The sequence below is a fragment of the Streptomyces atroolivaceus genome (genome assembly GCF_000717025.1).
GTDB lineage: Bacteria > Actinomycetota > Actinomycetes > Streptomycetales > Streptomycetaceae > Streptomyces > Streptomyces atroolivaceus.
Map to the genome: position 1 here is coordinate 9,432 of NZ_JNXG01000029.1, position 26,060 is coordinate 35,491.

The 26,060-nt window shown below is 67.8% G+C and carries 18 protein-coding genes and 2 pseudogenes; 12 read left to right on the plus strand and 8 right to left on the minus strand.

The window, feature by feature from the left end; translation table 11 throughout:
* Positions 1-409 precede the first annotated feature (409 nt).
* From OO67_RS40315 to OO67_RS34535, 3 genes are read left to right on the plus strand one after another with little or no spacing between them, the layout of a single operon-like run.
* A complete protein-coding gene (locus OO67_RS40315; RefSeq protein ID WP_051710227.1) occupies positions 410-3,400 on the plus strand; it encodes a hypothetical protein in 2,991 nt (996 codons plus the stop codon).
* The gene (locus tag OO67_RS40320) at positions 3,397-6,912 is read left to right on the plus strand and encodes a polymorphic toxin type 17 domain-containing protein (protein ID WP_051710230.1); all 3,516 of its coding nucleotides are present in this window, start codon (positions 3,397-3,399) and stop codon (positions 6,910-6,912) included. Before OO67_RS40315 ends, OO67_RS40320 begins: the two co-directional genes overlap by 4 nt.
* On the plus strand, positions 6,909-7,172 hold the full coding sequence (locus tag OO67_RS34535; protein WP_033305799.1) for an Imm31 family immunity protein: 264 nt from the start codon (positions 6,909-6,911) through the stop codon (positions 7,170-7,172). The genes OO67_RS40320 and OO67_RS34535 overlap by 4 nt, the downstream gene beginning before the upstream one ends.
* 812 nt (positions 7,173-7,984) lie before the next feature.
* On the opposite strand, the pseudogene OO67_RS40710 reads toward OO67_RS34535, so the two are convergent.
* Positions 7,985-8,290: pseudogene (locus OO67_RS40710) on the minus strand (AAA family ATPase); the annotation flags it as partial.
* A gap of 1,071 nt (positions 8,291-9,361) precedes the next feature.
* Between OO67_RS40710 and OO67_RS40330 the strand changes: the two are divergent.
* Positions 9,362-9,774 (plus strand): annotated as a pseudogene (locus OO67_RS40330) (3'-5' exonuclease); the annotation flags it as partial.
* Between the two features lie 119 nt (positions 9,775-9,893).
* On the opposite strand, the gene OO67_RS34550 reads toward OO67_RS40330, so the two are convergent.
* The gene (locus OO67_RS34550) at positions 9,894-11,750 is read right to left on the minus strand and encodes a CHAT domain-containing protein (protein ID WP_033305802.1); all 1,857 of its coding nucleotides are present in this window, start codon (positions 11,748-11,750) and stop codon (positions 9,894-9,896) included.
* A gap of 597 nt (positions 11,751-12,347) precedes the next feature.
* Between OO67_RS34550 and OO67_RS34555 the strand changes: the two genes are divergently transcribed.
* On the plus strand, positions 12,348-12,758 hold the full coding sequence (locus tag OO67_RS34555) for a relaxase domain-containing protein (protein ID WP_033305803.1): 411 nt from the start codon (positions 12,348-12,350) through the stop codon (positions 12,756-12,758).
* Between the two features lie 136 nt (positions 12,759-12,894).
* Here the strand turns inward: OO67_RS34555 and OO67_RS34560 are convergent, their stop codons facing one another.
* The 5 genes from OO67_RS34560 to OO67_RS34575 form a co-directional block, all read right to left on the minus strand.
* Positions 12,895-14,631 carry a hypothetical protein gene (locus OO67_RS34560; RefSeq protein ID WP_033305804.1) on the minus strand — a complete coding sequence of 579 codons (1,737 nt, stop codon included), beginning with the start codon at positions 14,629-14,631 and terminating at the stop codon, positions 12,895-12,897.
* 3 nt (positions 14,632-14,634) lie between these two features.
* Complete coding sequence (locus OO67_RS38850) at positions 14,635-14,790, minus strand: hypothetical protein (protein WP_157841779.1); 156 nt, start codon at positions 14,788-14,790, stop codon at positions 14,635-14,637.
* Positions 14,791-14,858: 68 nt separating this feature from the next.
* Positions 14,859-15,236, minus strand: coding sequence for a hypothetical protein (locus tag OO67_RS34565; RefSeq protein ID WP_033305805.1), 378 nt, complete (start codon positions 15,234-15,236; stop codon positions 14,859-14,861).
* The gene (locus tag OO67_RS34570; RefSeq protein ID WP_033305806.1) at positions 15,230-15,520 is read right to left on the minus strand and encodes a hypothetical protein; all 291 of its coding nucleotides are present in this window, start codon (positions 15,518-15,520) and stop codon (positions 15,230-15,232) included. Before OO67_RS34570 ends, OO67_RS34565 begins: the two co-directional genes overlap by 7 nt.
* Positions 15,521-15,877: 357 nt before the next feature.
* Positions 15,878-16,801 carry a hypothetical protein gene (locus OO67_RS34575; RefSeq protein WP_033305807.1) on the minus strand — a complete coding sequence of 308 codons (924 nt, stop codon included), beginning with the start codon at positions 16,799-16,801 and terminating at the stop codon, positions 15,878-15,880.
* Positions 16,802-17,269: 468 nt separating this feature from the next.
* Here OO67_RS34575 and tap point away from each other — a divergent pair, with 468 nt between their 5' ends.
* The 7 genes from tap to OO67_RS34600 all read left to right on the plus strand — a co-directional run bounded on the left by tap (position 17,270) and on the right by OO67_RS34600 (position 25,390).
* Positions 17,270-19,423: a telomere-associated protein Tap gene (gene tap / locus OO67_RS34580; protein WP_033305808.1), complete on the plus strand. Its 2,154-nt coding sequence runs from the start codon at positions 17,270-17,272 to the stop codon at positions 19,421-19,423.
* Positions 19,424-19,433: 10 nt separating this feature from the next.
* Complete coding sequence (gene tpg, locus OO67_RS34585) at positions 19,434-19,988, plus strand: telomere-protecting terminal protein Tpg (protein WP_033305809.1); 555 nt, start codon at positions 19,434-19,436, stop codon at positions 19,986-19,988.
* Positions 19,989-20,373: 385 nt separating this feature from the next.
* Positions 20,374-21,330 (plus strand): DEAD/DEAH box helicase family protein, encoded by a 957-nt coding sequence (locus OO67_RS40335; protein ID WP_244300458.1) that lies wholly within the window; start codon positions 20,374-20,376, stop codon positions 21,328-21,330.
* Entirely contained in the window at positions 21,327-22,178 is an 852-nt protein-coding gene (locus OO67_RS34590) for a tyrosine-type recombinase/integrase (RefSeq protein ID WP_244300468.1), read from the plus strand. Before OO67_RS40335 ends, OO67_RS34590 begins: the two co-directional genes overlap by 4 nt.
* Positions 22,175-23,374 (plus strand): hypothetical protein, encoded by a 1,200-nt coding sequence (locus tag OO67_RS39425; protein WP_208861128.1) that lies wholly within the window; start codon positions 22,175-22,177, stop codon positions 23,372-23,374. The genes OO67_RS34590 and OO67_RS39425 overlap by 4 nt, the downstream gene beginning before the upstream one ends.
* Positions 23,322-24,773, plus strand: a complete 1,452-nt coding sequence (locus tag OO67_RS39430; protein WP_244300470.1) for a tyrosine-type recombinase/integrase — start codon at positions 23,322-23,324, stop codon at positions 24,771-24,773. The genes OO67_RS39425 and OO67_RS39430 overlap by 53 nt, the downstream gene beginning before the upstream one ends.
* Positions 24,770-25,390: a DUF6262 family protein gene (locus tag OO67_RS34600; protein WP_051710233.1), complete on the plus strand. Its 621-nt coding sequence runs from the start codon at positions 24,770-24,772 to the stop codon at positions 25,388-25,390. Before OO67_RS39430 ends, OO67_RS34600 begins: the two co-directional genes overlap by 4 nt.
* Here the strand turns inward: OO67_RS34600 and OO67_RS34605 are convergent.
* On the minus strand, positions 25,387-26,060 hold a 674-nt coding region (locus OO67_RS34605; RefSeq protein WP_244300471.1), incomplete at its 5' end, for a helicase associated domain-containing protein. The two genes, OO67_RS34600 and OO67_RS34605, sit on opposite strands and share 4 nt — an antisense overlap.

The window sequence follows — 26,060 nt, forward strand, 5'->3', positions numbered from 1 at the left end:
CCGCCCTCTGCCGGGTCAACAGCCGAAGGAAATACGCACCTAAGCAACTAAAGCAGTGATCATTAATGCAATTAATCAATAGGGGCACTTGCTGCCAGAAAAGCCCCAAACCGGGTCGCCGCCAACACGGTTCAACCGCAACGAACTTGCACCCTATGCCCCTTCCTGTGCCACTTTGCTCGTGCGCGCAAGAGGGGGGGCAGTGACTTTTTCGTGAAGGCTCTGTTAGTTTCCGACGGTCATTCACGGGGTGGGCAAGGGGTGGGTCATGCGTTGGTTCGGCAGGTCATTGATGGCTGCGCCATTGTCCGCTGCACTCTTGTTGGGGCTACTGCCCGCAGTCGCAAACGCATCAGACCCTGACGCGATCCCAACGACCTCCCGCGCAGCAATAAAGCAACCCAAAGCCGTGCCGGTAGAACCCGTCAAATTCGAGTCCAACAAGCGCAAGAACGACGCCGAGCGCTCCCCATGGCGCTCACCCGACGTCGTCTGGCCCACCGCGGCCAGCGCCGACGTCGTGCTGGATCCCGCCAAGGCGAAAGCTGCGCCCGCAGGCCGGCTCCCCGTCTCCCTCGCGCCTGCCAAGAGAACAGAACGTCGTGCCAAGACCAGCGCACCCTCCAAACTCAGGGTGGCAGTGGCAAGCCGGTCAAAGGCAGACCAGGCGGGTGTCGACGGCCTGCTGCTCTCCGTGACACCTGATAAGACGACGGCACAGAAGCAGTCCGTCAAGGTCACGGTCGACTACGACACCTTCAAAGACGCCTACGGCGGAGACTGGGCAGCCCGACTGCGGCTGGTCCAGCTGCCCAACTGCTCGCTGACAACACCGCAAAAAGACGAGTGCCGCAACGCTCAGCCGCTGAAATCCTCGAACGACACGGAACGTAAGACACTCAGCGCAACAGCCACAGCGACGGGCGCCACCCCCGTGGTCCTGGCCGCCGTCGCCGGCGCCGAAGGGAGCTCCGGCAGCTTCAAGGCGACCTCCCTGCAGCCGTCGGGCGCCTGGAACGCCGGCAACTCGACCGGATCCTTCAACTGGTCCACGAACATCGGAATGCCCGCGGTGCCGGGCGACCTTGTGCCCAAGGTCGAGCTGAGCTACTCCTCCCAGAGCGTCGACGGGCGGACAGCAGCCTCGAACAACCAAGCGGGGTGGATCGGCGACGGCTGGTCGATGGAGCCCGGATACATCGAACGGCGCTACAAGTCGTGCGACGACGACAAGGACGAGGGCAGCGCTACCAAGGTCGGCGACCAGTGCTGGTACAACAACAACGCTGTCCTGTCCCTCGGCGGCAAGACCACCGAACTCATCTACGACGCTGCCAAAGGCTGGCACCCTGAGCAGGACAATGGCGAAAAGGTCGAAAAGCTCACCGGTGCAGACAACGGCGACAAGGGAACAGTCGGCGTCGACGGCGTAGGCGAACACTGGAAGATCACGGCCACCGACGGAACCCAGTACTTCTTCGGGCTCAACAAGCTCAAGGGCTGGAGCGACCACGGAACCGAAGCAGACGACCCCCTCACCAACTCTACCCTCACCATGCCGGTCTTCGGCAACCAAACAGGGGAACCCTGCTACAACGCGTCCTTCGCCTCCGCCTGGTGCCAGCAAGCCTGGCGCTGGCAGCTCGACTACGTAGTCGACCCCCACGGCAACGCGATGGCGTACTACTGGAAAACCGAGAACAACAACTACGGCCGCAACGTCTCCACCACCACCGGCACCGCAACCGCCACCCCCTACAAGCGCGCCGGCTACCTCGACCACATCGAGTACGGGCTGCGAGACGAAAGTCTCTACACCGCCAAGGCCATGGCTCGCGTCGACTTCGGGGTGGCCGAGCGCTGCCTGACCAATTGCGGGACGTTCAACGCAGCCAACGCAGCCAACTGGCCTGATGTCCCCTTCGACCTGTACTGCAAGGAAGACGCGACCGACTGCAAGGACCAGTACTCGCCAAGCTTCTGGTCCCGCAAGAGGCTCACCAGCATCAGCACCAGCCTCCTCACCGGCGGCTCCTACGCACCGGTCGACACCTGGACGCTCAAGCAGGGCTTCCCCGCATCAGGCGACGGCATCTCCACCCCGATGTGGCTCGAGTCCATCCAACACACCGGAAAAGCAGGAGGCAGCACCGCCCTGCCCCCGATCACCTTCGCCGGCGTCCAGATGGCAAACCGCGTGGACAAGACCGGCGACGGCCTCGCACCCTTCATCCGCCTGCGCATGTACCAGGTCACCAACGAGAGCGGCGGCACAGTCGGAGCCGAGTACTCCCAGCCCGGCTGCACCGCGAGCACCCTGCCTCCCTCGGACGAGACCAACAAAACACGCTGCTACCCGGTCAAGTGGGCCTTCGAAGGGGACACCGCGAAGGAGGACTGGTTCAACTCCTACGTGGTGACCAAGGTTCTCGAGGGTGACAACGTCACCGAAACGCCCGACACCACCACCCAGTACACCTACCTCGACGGTGCAGCCTGGACGAAGAGCACCGACGAATTCACCAAGGAAAAGGACCGAACCTTCTCCGTCGCGCGAGGCTACAGCCGCGTGCAGACACGCAAGGGCGGAACCGAAGAGGGCCCGACCCTGACCGAAACGCGGTACTTCCGCGGAGTCGACGGGGCAGCCGTCAAAGACTCCGCCGGTGTAGCGGTCACCGACCGGGAACAGTTCGCCGGCAGAACCCGCGAAACCATCACCTACAACGGCGACGACACCAGCAAACTCGTCTCAGCCATCTCCTACACACCCTGGCGCTCCGCAGTGACGGCCAGCCGGCCCCGCACAGGCCTGCCCGACCTGCAGGCATACCTCAGCGGTACCGAGAAGGACGAGACACGCACCAAGACCGCTACAGGGGAATACAAGACCTCAATCACGCGGACCTTCAACAAGTACGGGCAAGTCACCACGGAGTCAGAAACGGGTGACACGGCCAAGACGAACGACGAGAAGTGCTCCACCACGACGTACGCGGCCAACACCGCGACCAATCTGCTCAGCCTCGTCGCGCAGCAGAGGACGGTTGCCACCCTGTGCGGGGCCGCTGACCCGGGCGCCGACGGCGTGATCAGTGATCTGCGGACCTACTACGACGGGGCCACGTCGCTGACCGCCGCACCGACCAAGGGGAACACCACCAAGGTCGAGACCATCAACGGGGCGGGCACCGGCTACGAAACCGTGGGATCGACGCCCGTAGCCGACTTCGACGCCTACGGCCGGGCACTCTCCGTCACCGACGTATACGGCAAGACGACGAAAACGAGTTACACCCCCCCACAGGCCAGGCACCGACCGAAAAGCGGGTCGTCAACCCGCTCGGCCACACCATCACCACTGAGCTCGATCCTCTGCGCGGACAGCCGCTCAAGGTGACTGACGCCAATGCCCGTGTCACCTCTGCGGCCTACGACCCCCTGGGCCGGGTGACCAAGGTCTGGCAGCCCACCCGCTCCGCAGTGACCTACCCAGCCAGCCCCAGCCAGACCTTCGCCTACCAGATCCGTAACGACGGCCCCGTCCTCGTCACCGCCACCGCACTCAACCACAATGGCGCCTACCAGCCTTCGTACACCTTCTACGACGGGCTCATGCGGGAGATCGAAACCCAAGCACCGTCCCCGGACGACGCCGGGCGCCTGATCACCGAGACCTTCTACGACAGCCGCGGACAGGCCTGGCGCAACTCGGGCGTCTACTACGCCACCGGACCCGCTGAGCCGGTGCCCGTCACAGGCCAGGAACTCAACTACCCCTCCGCCACCGAAACCCTCTTCGACGGAGCAGGCCGCGTCACCGCCGTAATCGCGAAGAAGTTCGGTGACGAAACGAAGCGCACCACCACCGCATACACCGGAGACACCACCATCGTCGTGCCCCCGGCCGGAGGAACCGCCACCACGACGGTAGCCGACGCCCTGGGCCGGACCACGGAACTGAAGCAGTACACCAACGCTGACCGCACCGCATCCCAGTCGACGAAGTACACCTACAACAAGCTAGGCCGCCTGGAACAAGTCACCGACCCCTCAGGCGCCAAATGGGTCTACGGCTATGACGCAGCGGGCCGCCAGGACTACATGGACGACCCCGACAAGGGCGAGACCACGACCGCCTACGACAAGGGCGGCCGCGCCACAGACGTCACCGACGGCAAGAAGATCACGCTGCACACCGACTACGACGAGCTGGGACGCCCCATAGCCCTGATGCAGGGCACCACCAAGCGCGCCTCCTGGGAGTACGACAAGGCCACCAAGGGCCTCGGCCAGCTCTACAAGACCACCCGCTACAACGGGGCCGACGCCTACACCAGCACCATCATCAACTACAACGCCACCTACGCACCTGTAGGCACCACCGTCACGATCCCGGCAGCCGAAGGCGCCTTGGCAGGAACCTACGCCTGGACCGACGTCTACAACCCCCACACCGGGCAGCTCATGGAGACGGCACAACCAGCCGCCGGCGGCCTCCCGGAAGAGGACGTCATCAACGCCTACGCCTACGGATCCAGCCTGCCCATGTCAGTCTCCGCCGGAGACGACACACTCCTGGCAACAGTCAAGTACGACCACTACGGACGCCCCGCGGAGCAGCAGTTCGGAGCATTCGCCGAACACCTGTGGAAGACAAACGAATACGACCAGCACACCGGCGCGCTGACACGCTCCTTCACCGACCGCGAGGTCACCCCCCAGCGCATCGACGACGTCCGCTACACCTACGACCCCGCCGGCAACATCAAACGCATCCAGACCACAACCGGCCAGGACGCCACCGCCCTCAACGACACCCAGTGCTTCGCACTCGACACCCTGCGCCGCATCACCGAAGCCTGGACCGCAACCGACAACTGTGCCGCGCCCGCAACCGCCACCACGGTCGGAGGCCCAGACCCGTACTGGACCTCGTACTCCTACGACGCCGTAGGCAACCGAAAGACCGAAACCCAGCACACCGCCGCCGCAGGACCCGCAACCGACACCGTCCGCACCTACGCCGCGCCGGAAACCGGAACGCACAACCTGCCCGGCATCACGCAGAGCGGATCCGCTGCCCGCACCGAGACCTACACCTACGACGCCGCGGGCAACACCGAAACCCGGAAGATCGGCAACGACGCCACCCAGAACCTGAAGTGGGACGCTGAGGGCCACCTCGCATCCGTCACCGAGGTAACCGACACCACCAGCTACCTCTACGACACAACAGGACAGCGCATCATTCGCCGAGACTCCACCGGAACCACGCTCTACCTGCCCAAGGGCAACGAACTCCACCTCGACAAGGCCGGCAAGGTCACCGGCACCCGCTACTACACCGCCGCCGATGAAACAGCAGCCATACGCACCGGCGGAAAGATCACCTTCCTGATCAGCGACCACAACGGAACCAGCACCACCCAGGTCACCGCCGACAGCAACCAGACAGTCACCCGGCGCCAAAGCACCATCTTCGGAGCGCCCCGTGGCGGCGAGCCGACGACCTGGGCCGGCGACAAGGGCTTCGTGGGCGGAACCCGCGACACCGATACCGGCCTCACGCACCTGGGCGCCCGCGAGTACGACCCTGCCACCGGCCGCTTCATCAGCGTCGACCCGGTCATGGACATAGCCGACGCCCAGCAGATGCACGGCTACACCTACTCCAACAACAACCCGGTCACCTACTCCGACCCCAGCGGACTGTGCATGGACCCCGGAAACGGGCGCTGCGAGCCGGACGACGGAGGTAAGAGCGGCGGAAAGCCCGACCCCGGGTTCCCGATCAACACAAACCCAGATGACGGAATCGACAATTCGCACCTGCCGACCACCAACCTTGGTGACGGAGAGGCACATCTTCCGCCGGCGAAAGCAATTCACCTGTACGTCGGTAAGAAGAGAGATCTGACGAACCTCCTCGGAATGGTGACGAGGTGGCAGTACTACCAGCCCGAAATGAGCATTGAGCTCAATACGGAACTATTCCTGCGTTCGCAATGCGGCAAAAGCTTCGGTCCTGGATGCGATGAGTTCAGAAAGTTCTATGACGGCTGGAAGCATGTAGACAAAATTCCCGAACCTGAGACATGCCCCATCTGCGGGAACGTAGGTTTCCAAGCCATCGTGGCCAAAATCCTCGGCCGCGGCGGCTGCGGGAAATGCTTCCTCGCAGGAACCGAAGTCCTGATGGCCGACGGCACAACAAAGAACATCGAGGATGTGAAACCGGGAGACGAGGTCCGAGCCGCGGACCCCGAGACAGGGAAAACGGGAGCTCGCCGGGTCGCGGCCCTCATCGTCACGGAAGACGACAAGCACTTCAATGAGCTCTCGATAACTTCGACAGCCGGCGCCAGCATGCTCACTGCTACGCACGAGCACCCTTTCTGGTCCCCGTCTGCAAACCGCTGGATCGAAGCGGACCAACTCAAGCCCGGCATGACACTGCTCACCGACTCAGGTGGGACGGCGACAGTCACAGGGAACCGGAGTTACAACCAGCAGGCGCGCACGTACAATCTGACCGTCGACGACATGCACACGTACTATGTGCTGGCGGGGCAGACTCCGGTCCTCGTTCACAACAGCGACTGTTGGACTGTCAAGGCAAGGATGCGTGCAGCCGGTCCCGGGGAGAAATTCGGTCTGCCAAACCAAGGTCGCATTCGATATGTGCCCCCGAAGGGCTATAATCCCGCGAACCCCTTGCCGCGAGGTCGTAGCGGTGGATATATTGATCGATTCGGTAACGAGTGGACAGTGGGGCCCTCGCGTACCGAGGGGCATCCTTTTGAGTGGGATGTTCAGTTGTCGCGTCAAGGGCGGGAGAAGATCGGTTGGCTCTCTCGCGATAATCGCCACGTCAATGTGGACCCGCATGGGGAGGTGACTCATAGGTGAGGGAGTTCGACTTCGATGAAGTCGTCACAGTTCTCGAAACAAACCACACTGTAGAACTCGGAGTTGCTGGCGCCACAGGGGCGATCTTGGGCAAGAGTCAAGGCGTCGACGAGAGGATCTATGCTGTCCTCATCGGGGATGAAGCGACTATGCTCCCGGAGTCTGTCCTCATGTCGACCGGGCGCTACGTGGATCCAGACGAGATATACGACGGTGAATCCATCAAGGTTAAAGCAGAAAGGTACCCTGAAAAAGGGTGAAACAATTAAGGCCCTCAAATTTTTCACCGCCCGTAACCCTGTAGGATTCGAGTCCTCCGAATGGTGTTATGGGAACTGGCTGGGCGAGCGATACATTCGTAGCGCTCGCAAATGAAGCCCCGTCAGGCTGGGCAGTTTCTAGGGATCGTCGCAACACGCGATTGGTTGTGTTAGACGGCGAGTAGTTTATGCAGGCGCTCGCCTGGGGTTTCCCAGCCGAGCGTTTTGCGTGGGCGTCCGTTGAGCTCCGCGGCGACGGCGAGCGAGGAGCTGCAGGACAGGGCGGGCGAGGGCGTAGCCGTCGCTGTGGAGCTGGTCGAGGGAGAGGCCCCAGGTGTGCGCACGACGCGGCGGGCGACGGCGAGGTCGGTGGCCGCGGCGGGGTGATCGGCGCCCAGCAGGTCGGCGAACTCGGTGGCCAGTGCATGCTGGTAGGCGGTGAACGTCCGGTGCCGGCTCGTGGGAACCGACAGGAAAGTGCCCGCCGCGTTCAGCCCGAGCGGGAACCCGCCCAGCCGGGCCGCCAAGGCCTCGGCCTCATTTTCGGTCCCGGCGTGCGGCGCGGCGTCCAGGAGCACAGCTCCGCCCGCGTTGTCTGCCAAGGGCTGGAGGTGGATCAGGTCGGCGTCCGGCCCCCAGGTCTGCCGGGTGGTGTCCCGGCTCGTGACAAGCAGGAGTCCGCCTCCGTGCGGGCGCAGCCACCCCCGGTAGGCGGCCGGCGGCCCTGACCCGGGCCCGACCCTGGCCGGGGTGTCGACGTTGTCGACGACGATCAGCCACCCCTCCACGGTAGCCAGGTGCTCCCAAACCGCGTCGACGAGCGAGACCCGGCCCGTGCGGGCCTCCTCCAGCCGCGACTCGGGAAGGCCGAGGATATGGGCGGCCTGGGCGAGGTCCTGCCCGAGCTGGTCAGGGTCATCACGCCACCGGATCCACACCACCACCCGCCCCTCGGACCGCGCCCGCGCCGCGGCCTCGGCGGCGAGCGTGGTCTTGCCCAGGCCTCCGGCCCCGCACACCACGACCATGCCCCCGCCGGGACCCCGCACCAGGCCTTCGATCCGCTCCAGCTCCGCCTCGCGCCCCCGCACCCGTGCCGAGACCGTAGGCGGGTTCATCGAGTGTCCGCCCACGGCGATCCGCCCCAGCGCCACGGGCCGCACACCACCGTCCGGCGCTCCGGCGGCCAGACGCCGCTCCCAGAAGAACAGCCCGAGCGAGACCACGGCCAGCGCCGTGAACACCGACCACACCAGGACGGTGTTCTCCGCCCACTTGGGCGGCTGCGCGGTCACGTAGTTCGTCACGATCGCCACCAGGAACGCGATCGCCGCCGAACTCCCCGACACCGCCGAACCCACCCTGGCCGCACGCCTGCTACCCGCCACCCCACGCCCCCTGCCCTGCCCAGAACTCAGGAGCACATCATCGCCCCGCCCCGGCAACACGTCTCCGATCCGTTCGGTCCGGTACCGGCCCGTGACACAACGTCAGCCCCGCAGTCCGGGCCGCGCGGACAGCATGAGAACCGGGGGAGACCAACCGGCCGCCCGAAGCGGCGGTTTCCCACCGTTCCGACCTCCGCGCCCCGTACGGCTGAACACCGCCAAGCGGTCCCCGCTCCGCCCCAGCCCTCAGGCCGAGCGCCTCCTCCAAGCCCGCCTTGCCGCCACCCTCCCGGATCACGCCGCGCACCGTACGGGTGACGCCCGCCACCGGGCGTGGCCCCGACCTGGCTCCGCCCGATACGGGAGTACGACCCCTGACCGCACACCGGATCGCGCCCGCCCCCCGGCCCAGACCCGGACCCGGCCCGGGGCGCTCGTGCTGACCCGCACGAAGGAGCCTCCACCATGGCCACGCCTACTGCCGCGCCGCTGTCCGGTGAGCCGTTCTCTTGGAGCCCTGGCGGAGGCGGCCCAGGCAGCCGCGGCGATGTCAGTCCGGCTGATCCTCACGATCGCCGACGTGGCCTGCCGCGCCGCCCAGAAGCACCACGATGGGAAGGAGAAGGAGCTCGGCTCCGACGCGGAGAAGCTCGCTGAGGACTGGTCGGCCGAGCAGCTGCGCACCGCCTGCCCGAGGGCGTCCTGCATGGTCTGCTGGCCGATGCCAACTGGCCGGGCTTCAGTGGCTGGCCGGGTTGGAGTTGGAATGGGCGGGCGAAGGCGCCGACGTCCGACACCGTGCCCGTACTCGTCCTCTTCCCCACCTGAGGAACTGTCCAGGACTACGCTGCCCACGACCTCTCCGGACGCGACCTCCAGCCCTTGGTCGACCTCGTCGACGCCCACGGAACCGCCGCCATCCTGACAGCGGTCAGCCGCCTCAGCGCCGAGGAGGACGCTCAGGTCACCCTCTCCACCGCCCACAAGGCCAAAGGCCCCGCGAATGGGCACGCGGTCAAGTCGCCGACGACTTCCCGCCCAAAGACACCGATCAGCAGGACAGCCAGGGCCGGCCGATCCCAGGACCCATCGACGACAGCGAAGCCCGCCTTGCCTACGTTGCCGTCACCCGCGCCCGCGCACATCTCGACATCGGCGGACTTTCCTGGGTAAACGCACATCCCGACGGTCACGCGTCGAACTTGGGTGAGTGACGGCGCCGGCTGCCAAACCTGGATGCGCGCTCCAGGCGGCCGACGCAGCCTTCACTGGCCCTGCCGGAACTGGCGGCTTCGGATGGAGAAGACTTCGACAGGCAGTCTTTCGGCGCAGCCTATTCCAGGAAGGCGGCGCTTCCCCAGTCGAAGATGCTGGGCTGCCTGAATCCGTCCAGGGGCTCGGCTACCAAGGCCCCGATGCCGCGGTCGCCGAGTTGGCGGGCCACAGCGAACCAGTCCTGCTGGAGATCACGAAGCGCGTTGGCGAACGCATCGGCGAACGAACCTCCGTCGGCGAGTTCGATCGCGAGGAGGGCACCGAACACCGTGGCGGCGTATCCGTCGACCGGCCATAGATGCCCAATGACTGCTTGGCCGGGGCCCACTATGGAACGGGCGATGCCTCGGTCGTCGTAGGGGCCTTGAGTGTCGGCGGCCGCGCTGTCGCAGGTGTTGAACACCACGAGGCGCCGGGTCGAGGCCGGTAGCAGGGGCGCGCGGGCGAGGTCGTCGAGAAAGATATGCTCGGTGTCGCTGAGCACGACGGCGGCGCGGTCAGGCGCGTAGAGGGGGTGTGATCCGTGCGCGACGACCCAGATAACGTCGTAGTCGTCACGCTGGAACTCGGCGAGGAACCGGTCGCGGGTGAGGTCGGCGCCCGTCATCACGTCGACGCTCATACCCGCGTAGGAGAACACCGTCTCCACGACCGCGGCCTCCACATGAGCAGACGGAGCGTCGCCGCACCACAGCTGCACGCGCTCCACAGGCCGGTCCGGCAGCGGCGCGCGCAGACTGACTGCCAGAGGAAGAACCGGACCTCGAGCACGGGCCAGCAGAGCCTGCACCGGGGTCAAATGCGGCAGCAGCGAGATGAAGGCGGCGGCGCCTTCTCTGGAGGAGAATTCAGCCAGGTCCGCCACGTCGAGATGGGCGTGCAGAGCGTCGCTCAACTCCTCAGCGTACGTAGCGTCTTTGCGCCCGGTGGCAGGAGTTGTCAGTGCGGTGTCGTCGAGGCCGCGAGTGACCAGGGCGTGCCCCAAGGCCTTGTTGAATGCTGCGGTGAGGCGGCTGGCGGAGTCCGGGAGATCCGGTGACGGAGCCGACCCTGGCCGGAACCAGACCTTGCTGCCGGCGTTCGCCAGCGTTAGACACCGGTCCGTGCGAGCTTGACCCGCCGGCACACCCCGCCATGCGCTCAGCAACTGGGTGAGGTGCGTGGCGTCACCCGACTGCAGGAGTCGGTACTGGAGCTGGCCCAGCATGGAGAAGACGACGCCTCGATCGCGTGACACCTGCGCCGGATCGTCCTCGCTCTCCACCATGGTGATGACTGCCTGCACCTGTTGGAACAGCTCAGGCAGGAGGGCCTCCCCTTCGGGCTCACCGAGGAACCGCTGTACCTCAAAGGCCAGGGCGGTGTAGGGATTCATGGGGACGTGCTGCAGCGCCCACCTCGCGATCGCGTCGGGGTCGCGATGGGACACCGGGGGCCGCGCCCCGGCCAAGTACACAGCGATGGCTGCCGCGAGGGGATGAGCAGGGTTGGCCAAGAGAAGAAGCTCCACCGCGTGACCCAAGAGGCTTGCTGGCCGGCGCAGGCCTTGCGAGACCAGGTACTGCGCCAGGTAGAGGGCAGCTTCCGCCACGTGCTGGTTTCCGGTTGGCAAGCTTCGCATGCAGAGACGGAAAGCCGGCTCACGGAAACCCTTAGCCAGGTGTTCGGCCGTGTTGTGGTGATGGGCGAGGTAGAACACCATCGGCGCCAGCAAGAGGACGCATCGCTCCACGGACGTGCCCCAGCGCGGGTCCTTCAGGGCACGGTCGACCGGGCCCATGTCTATGTCGACCGATCCGTCCTTGTCGTCTGATGTGGCAACCGCTCGGTGCAGCCACTCCCACGTGGCCAGGGGGTGCGCGCACTCGAATGCCAGGCGCGCGGGAGCCCAGCAGATGCCGAGAGCCAGGACCACACGTGCTCCCTCGGGTACATGGGGAGCGACGAGTGGCACACCTCGAAGGTCACTCAGAAGCCGCCTGGTGAAGTGCTCCCAAGCGTGAGGGGTGTCCTGGAGCGCATCCTGCCGGAGCCGGATGTGGGCCAGCAGTAGCGCCACACTGCTCGGGTCTGTGGGGTCCACGTCGAAGCCGGACGGCACGTCGAGGTGTCCGGCAACGGAGGGAAACAACGCACTGGGCCGCACGCGGGTCAGATTACCCCGGCGCGGCGCGCTCGGCGCAGAGCGTGAGGCGGGCAACCGAAGGCGGTGCCTGCGCCGTTGCGGGCTGCCTTCGGCAGCCGGAAGTGGGCGTGGGCGCACTCCTGCTCGGGGTGCCATTGATGAAAGAGTCGCCGGTCTGGCAGCGCAGGGCGCCAGACGCGGTCCACGAGAAGCCCACAGCAGCCCGTCGGACCCTGGGACCTGCGGAGTCCGGCCTGTGCGGTCGGCGACGCTGATCGGTCTCTTCTTGCAGCTCAGAGCCGTGTGGCGTGGTCTGTATGACAGTGGATATCAAGATCGTTTGGGCTAATCAGATGTACCACTACCACCTGCGCGAGACCGTCGTCGGTGACGACCGCCGCACGGCGCGCCCGCCGCTGCGCCCCCCGGGAGCAAGCCGGGGCCCCGCTCGGGCGCTGGACGGGCCGCGGCCTGGCCGTGCTCGGACTTGCGCCGGATGAGGAGATCACCGAGGCGCAGCTGCGGAACCTCTTCGACGAGCGGGACCGCCACCCGTACGCGGACCGGATCGAGGCCGATTGGCTCGCCAAGGGTGACTTTCCAAAGAAGGCGGCGTTCAAGGCCGGCGCCCTCGGTCGCCGCGTGACGGTGACAGGCGTGAACTTCGTGTTCCGGCCGCAGCCGACGATCTACCTCCTATGGGCGCTGGGGGATGAGGAGACGCGGCGGGTGATCGAGCCGCTCACGAGCGGGCGATCGAGCGGGTGCTGGCGTGGATCGAGGACGAGGTCGCGGTGATCCGGTATGGCAAGCACGGGATTTAACGGGGGCCCGTCGGCACGAGCCGCCTCTGCCGCCCGGGCCCGACTTCCGCTGCCGCGGTGGGAGCACCCGCCCTCACACGTGCTGTGTCCTCCAACTGAGCTGTCCTCTCCTACGGGGTGAGCGGCCGTGGCCCGGGCTTCGGCAGACGCTTGTCGGGCCGGGCCCGCTCGCAGTGCGCGCACTGGCAATCCACCGGCCCCGCGCTGCCATGGGCAGCATCACGTCGTGAGTTCACTGAGGTGCTCATTTCCGGCCAGTTGTCGCAGGTCAGCACCACCCACCAACTCGGTTCACGGGCACGGAGGTTTGTGCACCACAGGTGCACCAGCGCATATCCGGCCCCTGCCTTTGCCGGGTGCCGGACTGCGGAGGCAGCGGTGGCGGCGCGGAGCCCGAACCACTGGGCAGGTTCCCACCGCATGTCCGCCTTCCCGAACTGCTGCAGGGCATCCAAGGACGCAGAAGCCTGCCTGCAGGAGCTCAGGCTGTTCTGGCCGGCCACGGGGCTGGGAAGGTGATCGACGCGTGCGTCCTCCATCAAGGAGGCGATGTCATGGAACAAGAGCCACGCCAGCGGTGTGCGAGCGGCCGGCCCTCGTTGATCACTGGCCGCGCACAGACCGGGACCCGGCCAGCGCTCTGGAGCACCGGCGTATCGCCCCCGAGCGACGTCCGCGGGATCCATGGCTGGCCGCTTCACAGCGCGGGCGAGCAGGAGCAGAAGCTCACTGATCTTGTCCGTAGCGAGCGGCTGGACGTCCGCCATCCGCAGTGACGTGGCCGCCTTGGTCACCACAACCAGGGGCAGCCTTGGCCCGAATTTGCTTCCGAAGGGTGTCCAGTATCGGGCCGCGTGCTGCGAGCTGGCTACCCACGCAGAAATGGACAGGCGTTCATAGGCCTGTTCCCGGAGCGGCCCAAGCTCATCCGGGGCGGACGGGGGCCGTGAGCCGAATGTTCTTGGAAGAGCTTCGCGGCACGCGTCTACCAGGAAGACGACGTGGTTGCCCCTACGGTAGGCCCGCTGAAGTGGGCGAGCAGGCAGCCAGCCGGCAGAACGCGCTGACCGAGCCCGTCCCGCACCCGCAGGGTCCAGCAGGAAACGGAGAGCCTCGCCCGCAGCCATGGGCCGGCTTGCTCCGGTCAACCGCACATGCCGCGTTGCCGTCTCCTGGCCAGGCTGAGGCTGCTCGCCGTGGCCTGGAAAGAGGAGGAAGGTATGCATCTCGTCGTAGAACTCGGTGTCCTCCACCCGCACGGGCCTGCCGGGCGCGGGTGCCTCGCCATCCCGACCTGCCGCGGCTCCTGTGTCCCCTGCCGCACCGGCACTGGCGCCGGCCCAGGACGCCTCATCGCTTTCGGGTAGAGAAGCGATGAGGTGACGTGCGTCGCCGTGTCCCCAGTCCGCAGCGATGCGCAGCCATCGCCGTACCTCCGTGTCCCGGCGAGCCGGGGCGGTGCGCAGGAGGTTGCTGAGGGCGCTGACGTCCGCCTGCGCCGTGCTCCGCGCGGCCGCCAGGGCGCTGCGGAAGGCCGCCCCGGGGTGCTCGGCGTCCGTGGCGACAGCGAACCACGCGCGCGCGTTGTCGAGTTCGTCGCGGCGCAGGGCCTTGCTCCCGATCACGTACGCGCTGTTGGCATCGGCCCTCCGCTCCGCCTCCGCCTTGCTGAGTTCCTCATCCCTCTCGTACTCGCCCTCGCCCCAGCTGCCGTCCGGCCGGTCCCAGAAGTCCTCCTCACCGCCCGAGAGCCGGGAGAGCAACTGCTCGTAGGCCGACGTGATCCGCATGCCGTGATCCTCATCCTCTGCCGGGTGTGCCGGTGCCTCGAATTCGTAGTCGCGCATCCCCTACTCACCGTCCTTCGCCAGGCGCCTGCGACCGGCGCTCTGCACGTACGCCGCCCTGATGAACGGGCTGACCTCCGGTGCGGCGCGTACTTTGGCGCGGCCGCGGTTGTACTGTGTGTCGACCTGCTGCCGGGAGATCCCGAGCGACTCGGCCACCTCCTTAGCAGGCTCTCCCCGTGCCCGGCGACTGGTCACCTCGCGTTGCTGCGGAGAGGCGATCCGGCTCAGGCCCTGGGAGACCCTGGCCTCCAGGTCGTGGTCCTGCTCGTCCGGCTCCGCTCCACCTGCACGTCGGCCAGGCCGGACAGGTCGACGTTGTCCATGAGCACGGTCTCGCCGTCCCTCTTCAGCTTCCCCAACGCCAGTCGTCTGGCGGTCGTCTTGATGTACGCGACCGGCTTCTTCGACGGATCCAGAAGGCCGCTCCTCAGCACCATGAGGACGGCTTCGTTGGCCACATCCGCCCGCTCGCCCGGGTCGAGCTGCGGGAAACAGCCGAGCGAAGCGACGACCTTCCTGCACAGCTCGTCGTACCCCTCACGGCCCAGCTCCTCGAGATAGGCGCGGCCCGCGTCGGACTGGCCGCCGCCGGGGCTCACCACAGCCGGTACTCCCCGTGCTCCGTACCCGGTGCCGACCAGCAGGTGAGCACTGCCCCGTCGGGCGCCTCGTAGCGCAGCACCGTACCGGGCGGCATGCCGCGCATCAGCTCCAGGAATGCCGAGCCGGCCGCTGCGGTCGGCACGGCGACGGAGCCGGCCGGGGGACGGGCGCCGTGGTGCCGGGAGTGCCTGCGGGATGTGCTGCTCGCAGGACGGTCGAGGAGGGCGAGCATGTGGGGGAGCATCTGGAGGACGAGCGGGAGGAGCTCGGTGAACTCGGGCATCGAGTAGGGGACTTCCTCGGTTCGGGGCCGGCGACTTACTTCACCGGCTCATAGGCCCGCCCGCCTCCGTTTCTCAACAGCTGCCTCACCTCGTTTTTCTTCCCTCGTGCGGTGAAACCCTGTGAACTGGGCTTTTACCTCTCGCCGCGTCGCAGATTCTCTGTGACGCCCGGCGCTCAGCAGCGCCCCGCGCGCCCCCGGCGCGATGCGGGAGCGCACGGCCAGGAATATGCGCCCCCGCACGGGACGGGGTGGGAACGCTGCCGTGGACGTGCCCGGCCCTGCCGCGCCAGTTCCTGTCCGGACGCCGTTCCCCGCCGGAACGGACCCACGGCGCGGAGCTGGTGCCGGTGTGGTTCAGGTCAAGGCGGCCTGGAGGCCTGCGAGGGCTCTCACCCGGTTGTCGTCGGGGGTGCGATTCCATTTCAGGTTGGAGTACCACACCGGCTGTCCGGTGGCCGGGTCCAGGAAGTCGACGGAGCATCCGGTCGAGGTGTGGCGGTGATCGCACCGGCAGGTGCACGTCTTGGCCGTGACCTCCCATCCCAGTCCGCAGGGCCCCTGCGTCAGAAGCCGGACGAGGTCGGAGCAGGGCGGCCCGTCCGTCGTCTCCAGACGGATGCCCCTGCCGCTGGTCCAGGTGTCGGTGCTGTTGACCGGTCCGGCGCCGACGGTCGCCCGGATCCGGCGCAGCAGAGACGACATCAGCCAGAAAGGGTCGCAGGGCCGGGCGGTCTGGGCGGCGTAGGCCGCCTCTTCGACGGGTGTCCAGTCCGGTCGCCGCAGCAGAGACCCGTAGACGCCCTCGCGCTTCGTGGCGAATCGCTCCCACCTGTCCGGGCTGAACCCGCGCAGGAGGATCGCCGCCTTCATCCCCGGCCGGTACAGGCGTACCCCGCCCGGGACACGGGCGCTGCGCAGCCCGGGCACACCGCCCACCCGGTCGCGCGGATCCTCACCAGCGTCCTTGACGTCACTGACCCGGGGATACAGGAACTCGACCCAGTGACCGAGGACCACCGGCTCGTCGATGAGCTGGAGGGTGAGAACGTCCTTCTCGGGCCGCACGCGGACGATGCCCATCGGATGACTGCTCAGGCCGCCCATCGCGCAGACCCGCTGGAAGACCTCGGCCTCCAGCCGGGCCTGCTCGGCATCACGCGCAGCCGGGATGGGCAGCCCTTGGCCCGGGCCGGCCAGCAGCGGGTGAAGGGCCTGGTGGGATTCCCCGGTGCTGCGCCGCCGGTCGGCGGTGAGATGGAGAGCGGCCGCAGGGTTCATGAGTCTTCTTCCGCGCGGAACCGGCCCCCGGGCGGTACGCGCTGTGCAGGTACAGATGGGGCGGCAGATGATGCGGTGACGCTTCTGGCCGGTCCTTGGCGACGGAAGCAGCGGGGGCGTCGTCCGTCGCGCGGCCGGGCGTTCACAGGCCCGAATGCCATGGAAGCCGCCCGGCAGGCCACCGTCAACAAGGCGCGCGGGCGCCTTCCGCACACCGCCGTGGCAGCTCCTCTCCCTGCAGCCGGAACTGGAGGCCGAGGAGGTCGGTGATTTCGGCTTCGAGGCTTGGGCGCGGCGTTGGAGCGGGCATGGACGGCGAGCCGGGAGAAGTGGCGGAGCAAGGGGAGTGCGCTGCGGCGCGAGCAACGACACCCGGCTGATCTCTCAAAAGTACGCAGCCTGTGCGAATAAAGTGCGGAAAAAGTTGCGGTGAGAGATAGGTTCGGAGCATGATCGGGGAGGATTGCGATGTCTGAACTGTTTGATGCGGTCGATGCCCTCATCGCGGGCCGCGCCCATTTGCCGCCGCCGCAGGAGCGGGAGCGCCTGCGCAAGGCGCACGGTCTGACGCAGGACGAGGTCGCCCAGGCACTCGAAGTGCGCCGCGCGACCATCGTGTCCTGGGAGAACGGCAAGACAGAACCACGGCCCCCGCAACGTGAGGCATACGCCCGGCTGTTGGACAAGCTCGCCGAGCTGTACCCCGCGCCCGTCCCGAAGACGGCTCCGGCCGGTCAGACCGCTCCGGTGACACCGGTTCCCAAGACTCCCTCCCCGCCCGTACCCGACGCCGCCCCGTCCGCCGGCACGCCGTCCACTGCTGCTCCAACCGCCGGTGTCGCCCGGACTGTCCGCGCACCCGCCCCGGTGGGCGTGGCGCGCACGGTGCCCCGCCGCCCGGCGGCCACGAAGACCACCGTGCCACCGGCCCAGGCTGATCCGCGGTTCGCGAACGGCCCGCTGGCCGTCCTCGACATCGAGGACGGGCACACCATGGCCTACTGCGTCGGCGGACTCGTCCTCGACGTGCCCGCCAAGTCCATCCCCGCTCTGGTCGACTGGACCCTGAACGAAGCGAAACTGGGTGCCGCCCGGCTCCACGGGTCCGGCAAGGACGCCGACCCGCTGATCGTGCTCACCCCCGCCGCCTGCGAACGCTATGGCCTGCCCGGCCGGCTCAGCGATGAGGAACGCAGCGCCGGTCGGCTCCCGGAAGGCCACAAGGTCATCAAGCAGCTCGCCCGGGCCGACTGGCAGCTCACCCGCCGTGGCTTCGGCCCCTGGGCCCGCATCTACCGCCCCGCCCAGGGCGGCAAGCGGGCGTGCGTGCAGCTGTGCATCCCCTCCTGGAACGCGCTCGACAAACGCAGCTGGGGTGATGCCGCCCAGCTCCCCGCCCCCGAACTCGCCCGCCTGCTGGGCACCTACGCCACCCGCGTGATCACCCCGCGCGGGTCCACGGCCGTCACCGGCCTGGAACTGATGACCGCACTGCACCCGCCCACCCGGGCCAGCGAACCCGACCACACCGGCAAAAGGCACAGCCAGCACAACCCCGGCTCGCTCGGCAAGGAGCCGGTGGACTGCGCACCGTGCGAGGCACCGGACGGCCACCCCCTTCTGGCCGGCCTGCCGCGCTTCCACCAGCGCACCCCCGCCGAGATGCTGATGGAAGAGGCCTACGACTGGGCACGCCCACTCACCGACGAGGAGTGCGCCAAGCGGTACGTCGTCGGCATCGACATCAACATGGCCTTCGCCGCCGCCGCGAACGGCACCACCGTCGGCCTGGGAGCCCCCACCCACGTGCGCCAGCCCGCCTTCGACCCGAAGCTGCCCGGCTCCTGGCTCGTCGACCTCTCCCACATCGAACTCGACGACCGCCTCCCCTCACCCTTCACCCCACGCGGCGAGAGGCCCACCGGTCCGGCCTGGTACGCGACACCGACCGTCGCCTACGCCGTCGAACTCGGCCACCAGGTCACCCCCGTCGAGGCGTACGTCCGTCACGAGAGCGGCCGCTACCTGGACGGCTGGTACAACCGGCTGCGCGACGCCTACATCGCGACGATGGCCGACCTCGGCGTCACCACCGACCTGACCCCGGCTGACTTCCTGGCGGCCATGGACGGCCACCGCCTGCGCGACCCGCAGATGGCGACCCTCCTGTCCGCGGTCAAGGCCACCGTCAAGGGCGGCCTCGGCAAACTCCGCGAACGCCCCCGCGGCGAGAACTGGAAACCGGGGGAGCCCTGGAGGGCCCTGTCCCGCCCCACCTGGCGCCCCGACATCCGCGCCGCCGTCATCTCCAAAGCCCGCATCAACATGCACCGCAAGATGCTCAAACTCGCCGACGCCACCGGCCAGTACCCGCTCGCGATCCTCTCCGACTGCGCCGTCTACGCCAGCGACGGCCCCAGCCCCCTGGACTTCCTCCCCTACAAGGACGGCAAGTCCCTGCCGGGCGGCTTCCGCCTCGGCGTCAGCCCCGGCATGGTCAAGCACGAGGGCACCCAGACCACCCTGTGGGCCGAAAGTATCCACGAGCAGCACGGCCCGGACGAGAACATCGCCCGGTACATCAAGGACGGCCAGGTCACCCGAACCGACAACGGGGAGTAGGAAGTAACCGATGGGACAGCTCGCCGACGGGCTCGACAAAGCCGTCCACAAAGCCTTCACCCGGCCGATCCCCACCTCAGCCGGCGCCCGCATGCGCTACCTCGTACGACAGATGAAATCCACCAAAGCCGCAGCCCAGCAGCTCGGCATCAGCCAGCGCACCGTCGAACGCTACGTAAAGAACAAGATCAAAACGCCCCGCAAGGACCTCGCCGCCCGCCTGGAAGGCGAAGTCACCAAACGCTGGCAGCCCCAGATCCGCGCCCAGGCCAAGCAGAAGGCCGCCACCACCCACGGCATCGTCATCGACACCCGCGCCCGCTTCGGCTACACCGCCGCCCCGGGCAGTACCGACGACGCCCGCCTGCGCCACCTCACCGTCGCCCTCCCACCCACCTACGCCGCACGCCTCTTCGAAGCCCGCGACCAAGGAGCCACCGACCAACAACTCCAGACCATCGCCGCCGAAGCCCTCCAGGAGACGTACTTCCGTGACGGCGGGCGCCGGGCAGGCGGACTCCTCGTGGAGTTCACCGACGTCGAGCACATCGAGTTCGACCTGTAGCGGCTCTTCCCGTCTTCGCCCCGGCCCCTGCCGCGCGGTCCCAGACACGAGGGAGGCCCCCTTCCACGACCGTGCCCGGGCGAACTGGCAGATCACCGTGGCGACGACCACCCTGCACCGGCTCATCCATGACAGGGCCGCCGGGCACCGGCCGCCGGTGACGGGCCGGTAGATCCGCGCCCACGGGCCCAGCCAGCGCCGGGTCAGTTTCCACCCGGCCCGCTCCAGGAGCTTGATGGCCCTGTGGTCCGCCGGGAGCCGCCCTGCCGACCGCTCCGCATCCGACAGGGCAGCGGGCAGACCGTAGCGTTCGCGTAGCGTGAGCTGGCCAGGGCCCTTGAGAAGGACGCCCGCCGCCGCCCCGCACCGCCCTCAGGAGTGCTGTATGACCGTGGTTGCCGCCACCCCCGGCCTGCCGGAGAAGGGGGCGCTGTTCCCCGACCAGGCGGAGGCCGTCTCCCGGGTGGCGCGGCATCTGCGGCGCCCCGGGACGCGGGGGCTGTACGTCGCGGCGACCGGAACGGGCAAGACCCTGGTCTCAATCCGCGTGGCCGACGAACTCCAGGCGCGCCTGGTTCTGTTCGTCGTGCCCACCCTCGACCTGGCCGCCCAGACCGCACTGGCGTGGCGGCGCGACGGCCACACCGAGCAAATGGTGATCGTCTCCTCCATGGACGCCGCCGGCCGCGACGCCCTGGTCGCCGCCCGCGTCATGTCCAGCAGCAGTCCTGTCACCCTGGCCACCCTCATGTCGGTCGTGGGGGAGAGGGATGACCAGATCCCGGCTCTGACACTGATCTGCACCTACGACTCACTCGACAAGATCCAGGAGACCCGCAACACCGCATACGCGGTCCCGCCGTTCGACCTGGCGATCATGGACTTTACCAACCGTGGCCTGGGTGTGTGGGACGTTCGCGTGGAGTGGTCCGCCGGGGCGGGGGAGGGGTGTGGACTCGGAGCCAGGGTGCTGCCACCGGGGCGGTTCCCGGTTCGGAGGGGGCGGCACCTGATGGATGGCCGGTTGGTGGTGGGCGACTTACGCGTGCAGGAGATCGTCCGCGGGAACGGTCGGGTGTCCTACACGGTCGTGGACACGGACTGCACGCTTGTGGCGGAGGCGGACGGGTTCCTGCGTACCTGCCGGGCGGGCACGGATCGTACGTACGCGTATGTGCTGGTGGACCATTTGCGGTGGCTGCGGTTCGCGGGCCTGGACACAGGGTCGGTGTCGCTCGAGCATCTGCGGCACTACATGGCAGCTCTCGGGGCGGAGTATCCGGGGCCGTTCGGGCTGCCGGGTGGCGGGAGGGGAAGCGCCCGTACGGGCACAGCGCGTTGAAGACCGCGGCGGCCTGCCTGAAGGGCTTCTACCTCCACCTCAGCATCCACGGCGTGAACCCCGCGCTGGCGGAGGCGCTGCGCGTGACGCGGTTGCCGACGCGGGCGGATCGACGGCGGGCGATGCTCGGGCACGTCCTGCACAGCCTGCCCGCCAACCCTCTGGCTCCGGCCCAGCGGGTGCGCCGGCACCCGAAGATGCTGCCGGAAGGCGCCCGGGATCTGCTGCTGGGGGCGGTCTCGTGCGCGCGGGACCGGATGGTGGTCACGTGGTTGGCCGACGGCGGTTTCCGCATCGGTGAGCTGTGCGGGCTGCGTCTGGTCGACCTGCACCTGCGCGAGCAGGCCGCGTGCGGTCAGTGCCGGGGGCCGCACGTGCACATCTGCCACCGTGAGGACAACGCCAACCGGGCCCGGGCGAAGACCAAGTCCCCCTGGACGTCGCAGGACGGCACTGTGTGCGGTGGAACGGTGCGCCGGGTGAGTCCGGCGATGGTTCACACCTACTTCGAGTACATCACCACCCAGTACCCCGCCCAGACCGCTCACGGCATGCTCCTGGTCAGCCTGAACGGCCCCTCCCGAGGCCAGCCGTGGACCACGGCCGCGGCCCGCGGCATGCTGCGCCGGGCCGCGGCCCGTGTGGAGATCGGCCGGGTGGTCCCGCACGCTTTCCGGCATAGCTTCGCCACCGCGGTGCTGGACGCCGCACAGGGCAATGCGGTGATCGCGCGGGATGCCGGCGGCTGGGCCTCGGCCGTGACCGTCGAGCAGGTCTACGGCCACGTAGACGTCCACGACCCGGTGTTCACCGCAGCTCTGGAGCAGGTGTGGGGGACACGGCCGTGATCCCTCTGACGCTGTTGCCCGGCCGCACCGACACCACCCGCGTCGGCCGCGACCGGCTCGAACTGCTCACGGCCCTCATCGCTGCTCCCGCATTCGACCCGCTCTTCCGCGACACGTTGATCTTCATCCCGCCTCAGCACCCGGTCTTCGCCTGGCAGCGCGCCGTTGACGGCTGCCTGCGCATCCGCCGGGTCAGCCACAACCTGTGCAACACGCACAACCTGGAGTGGGAGCAGGCCGAGCGGACGGGGCAGACCAAGCGCGCCTTCATGGACGCGGCCACCGCTCTGCCCGCCGCGCGGGGAGTGGACTACGGCCGGTGCCTGATCTGTCCCGACCGCCCGGCGATCAGTCCCACCACCCGGCTGTGCCTGCAGCACCAGACCAGGTGGCAGTACGGCGAGGCCGCCGGCATGGACCGCACCCGGTTCGAATCCTGGGCCCGTACACAGCACCCGCTTCCCGGCTACGGCCTGTGCACGGCACGATGTCCGTTCCTGGCCTGCACCTCACTGGGGCTGTGCCTGCAGCACCTGAACCGGTACAAGATCGACAACCGTCCGGGAGAGGCCCGGTCACAAAACTCACGCGGCCCCCTCAAGGACGGCCAGCCGCTCCCGGTGACGTACGGCGACGAGAAGGCATTCCGCGCCTGGTGCGCCACTGCGGAGCCGGTTACGCAGCCAGGGCTGGTCAACCTTCATGGCCTGTCCCCGCTGTTGCGGGCCGAGATCCAGTGGGGCCTGCACACCCATGCCCAGTCCGCGCAGCACTCCGAGTGGAGCACCAACGGCATCAGGAATCTCGTCAGGCATTGCCGACGAGGCGGCATCACGTCCCTGATGGATCTGCACGACGAGGGCTACAAAGACCTGTCCCGTAAGCAGATGGATTCCGAAGTCCGCAAGCAAGATCATCTGGGAAGTCATCAACGGTCTGCGCTGCGTCTACTACAGCCCCTCGGACACCAAGGACGCCGGTTTCCTGGAGACCGATCACTTCGGAAGGCGCTTCAAGAACGCCCAGAGCAACTTCGACATCACCGCCGTACCGCAGCGGTGGCTGCGCGACCTGCTCTGGGACTATCTCGCCGAGTTGCTCCGGTCCCCGCAGTGCCCCCGCACCAGAGGCCCCTTCGACCAGATGCGCCGCGCCGCCGTCGAACTGGGAGTCTTCCTCGAAACCGACGCCCCTGACGCCGGCCACGACCCCACCGTGCTTCGCCGTGAGCACGCCGATCGGTTCGTCGCCGACCAGCGCCACCGCGCCCGCCACGGCCTGCCATCTCTGGGCATGCTCCTGGTCGACGGACGATCCCCCACCGTCACCGATCTGAGCTGCCAGTTCGTGTTCAACCAATCCCGCAAGCTGCTCTACAGCGCCATCACCGCCGGCCACGCCGAACGCCTCGGCATCGACACCGGCTTCCTGACTGCCATCCCCTTCGGCGGCACCGGCATCAAACAGCGCTCCCGCAACCCCTTCAGCGACGACGTCGCCCGCGCGCTGATGGACGAGACCAACCTGCGCCGCCTGGAGGAACTCGACCTCAACGACCGGGGCCTGCGGGACATCTGGGAGACCATCGTCGCCACCGGGCGCCGCTGCAGCGAGGTCGTCGGACTGCGCCTGGACTGCATCGGCCGCTACCGCGGCCTGGCCATGCTGTGGCACGACCAGACCAAGGTCGGCATTTACAACGAGGGCATCCGCATCCCCGAGTCCGTGTACCAGCGCCTCAATGCACGGCGCACTAAGACACTCCAGATCTTCGAAAAGCGCTACGGCCACACCCCAGCGGCTGCGGAACGCCCCGGCCTGGCCCTGTTCCCGTCCCGCATCCGCAACCCCAACGGCCGCCAGCCGATCTCCTACGGACACTTCAACGAGCGCTTCAGGACCTGGATCTCCGACCTCGACCTCGGCGGCGCGTACGTCGCCCACCAGGCCCGCCACACCCTGGCCACCAACCTGCTGCGCGCCGGCGCCACACTCACCCACATCCGCCGCTACCTCGGCCAGCTCTCCGAACGCATGGCCGAGCACTACGTGAAGATCACCAACAGCGACCTCGAAGACGTCCTGAACACCATTTGGGTAGCCGGGCCCGGCGCCCTCAACCCCGGCGAACTCCTCTCCGGCGACACCACCCCCATGGAGCGCGAGACAGCTCTCGCCCTGGCATTGGACCTCTCCCGCCGCAGCACCCCCGCCGACGGGGGATTCTGCACCTACCAACCCGTCGTCAACGGCGGAGCCTGCCCCTGGAAACTCGACTGCGAGAACTGCGACAACTTCGTCCTCTCCGGCGCAGACCTCCTCTACTGGCGGCGCAAAGCCGAACAGTGGCGCTCCATCGCCGAGAACGCCCCCGACGACGCCACCGCCGACTACCTCCACACCGTCTTCGAACCCACCGCCAAGGCCATCAAAGGACTCGAGCAGGCCCTGGCCGCCCTCGGCATCCTCGATGAAGCCCTGGCCCTCGACCTGCGGCGCCCCCAGGACTACTTCCACCGCACCTGGAGCACCGCCTTCCGCGCCCGCGACCTCGCAGCACTGCAGGACCCCGCCGACGCCACAGGGCAGCCATGAGCACTCCCCGCACAGACGCAGCCGTACGAGCCCGCCGCCAAGCCACCCAAGAGATGCTTCAACGCCTGCAGACTGCCCTGGCAGCAATGACACGCGACCACACGCCTGTCACCGTCGCAGCCCTTGCCCGTACCGCCCGCGTCTCACGCACCTTCCTCTATCAAAACCAGCAGGCCAGAGCCCTGATCGAGCGGGCCAATCGAGCAAGCAGACCCCATCCCGGAGTCTCCAACAACGGCAGCCGCGCACAGCCCGCCTGGAAGGAACGCGCACTCAACGCCGAAGACGCACTCGCCCAAGCCCAGCGCGAAATCCGCACCCAGCGCACCCGCATCGCAGAGCTCCTCGGCAAGATCCGCGACCTCGAACACGATCTACCCGAAGGTTCACTTCAGCGCATCGTCACGGAGAACACCACGCTGAAGCAGCACGTACGACAGCTCACCCAGGACAACCAGCAGCTTCAAGAGCGCCTGACCAGCGCACGCCAGAACAACCGCTTCATGGACAAACGCATCGCCGACCTCGAAGCCCAACTCGCCCCGTACCTCACCACCCCGCCCCCGCGCCCCTCACCCAGTCTCGGATCATCACCGAACCTTGCCGACGACCGTTAGATCCAGTCGATGCCCAGCGCCGCGAGCGCGTCGCGCTGCTCCTGGCCGAGTCTGTCGCGTCGGGTCTTGGTGTTGGAAACCCATACGCCCAGCTTCACCGCCATTGGTTCAGCCTCGCCGTCGACTGCGATCTCCTCAGCGTGGCCGCGCGGTACCGGCCGGTCCACGCCTTCCCGTTCGATCCATTGTGTGAGGGCTGTGAGTCCGCGTTGGAATGCCTGCTGCGCCTTGTTCGGGCCCTTCGTCGCGCCCGCGACTGCCGGGGCGGGGGCCAGGGCTTGGTCGGGTTGTACGCCCAGCCTGGACAGTCGTTCCTGCTGCTCGGTGGACAGCTGCTTCCAGGTGGCGGGCTTGCGCTGCTGCTGGAGCCATCGTCCGATGTCGTCGCCCTCGAACAGCACCCCGGGGTCGATGGCCGGCAGGACGCCATCGGCCTCGTCGGCGGCGAGGTCGGCGAGCACTCGGTGGTGGCGTTGCCAGTCGAGGGGCCAGGGGCAGTTCCAGTCCTCATCGATCTCCGCGAGCTGCGCGGCCCGGGTCTCCGCGCGCTGCGAGTCTTTGCCGAGGCCGTTGTGGCGGCCCGGTTGAAGGTGAGCAGGGTAGGGGACTCCGAGCTGGCCATTGCTCACGTTGGTGAGCGCAACCTCTAGTTGGGGGTTCTCCGTTGCTG